The 1,211-nt window shown below is 41.2% G+C and carries 1 protein-coding gene; it reads left to right on the top strand.

Annotated features, from left to right (window positions below):
* Positions 1 to 106: 106 nt before the first annotated feature.
* Positions 107 to 1,211, top strand: a 1,105-nt coding sequence (locus E5355_RS19055; RefSeq protein ID WP_136011556.1) for an IS4 family transposase, incomplete at its 3' end; no start/stop codon positions are given.

Below are 1,211 nucleotides of genomic sequence, written 5' to 3' on the forward strand. Positions count from 1 at the left end.
AACATCGTTCTTTGAAATCTTTGATAATCGCATAGTTATGTATTCTTTTGGAGCGTGACGATTTGAATTGAAAAGTTGTTTTAGCTTTGCCCAAAAGCTCAAGACAATGAATCAAGGCAAATATATCTTCGCTCAACTTACAGATTTTCTTCCCCGTCGTGTCTTCGACCGCTTGGTAGAGAAGTATTCCGGGAATAAGAAAATCAGAACATTCACCTGTTGGAGTCAGATGCTGTGCATGATCCTTGGACAACTGACCGCCCGAGACAGTATGCGTGACCTTATGCTCAGCCTCGAGGCACACAAGAACAAGTACTATCACTTGGGATTCGGTGCAACAGTCAGCCGTACCAATCTGGGGAAAGCAAACCGGAATAGAGATTATCGTATCTACGAAGAATTTGCTTATACCCTGATTGCGGAAGCCCGTAATAGCTACAACAAAAATGACTTCGAGGTGAAAGTTGACGGTAATGTTTATGCCTTTGATTCCTCCACCATAGACCTTTGTCTGAATGTTTTTTGGTGGGCGGAATTTAGGAAACACAAAGGAGGCATCAAACTTCATACCTTGTATGATGTAAAGACTTCCATACCGACAGTCGTACTGGTAACCAATGCTAAAGTACATGACGTAAACATGCTGGATGAGTTGAGTTATGAAAAGGGAAGTTTCTATATCATGGATAAAGGATATGTTGACTTCACCCGTTTGCATAAGCTTCACGCTAGTGGTGCTTACTTCGTTACACGTGCAAAGGATAATATGAGATTCCGCAGGATGTATTCCCGTGAAGTCGATAAAACAACCGGAATAAAATGTGACCAGATCGGAATGCTTGAAACGTATAAATCGCTCAAAGCATATCCGGACAAACTCCGGCGGGTTAAATACTACGATGAAGAACTGGACAGAGAATTTGTGTTCATCACCAACAACATGGAACTCTCAGCAGAGGAAATAGCTTTGCTATACAAGAACCGTTGGCAGGTGGAACTATTTTTCAAATGGATAAAACAACACCTGAAAGTAAAATCTTTTTGGGGCACCACGATGAATGCTGTCAAGACACAAGTGTACTGTGCCATCATAACATACTGTCTGGTTGCCATTGTCGCTTACAAATTGAAAGTCAACCGTCCAATCTACGAAATTCTACAAATTTTGAGCTTTTCTCTACTGGATAAAACACCTGTAAGAGAGATACTTA

The sequence above is a fragment of the Bacteroides muris (ex Afrizal et al. 2022) genome (assembly GCF_004793475.1).
GTDB classification, from domain to species: domain Bacteria; phylum Bacteroidota; class Bacteroidia; order Bacteroidales; family Bacteroidaceae; genus Bacteroides; species Bacteroides muris.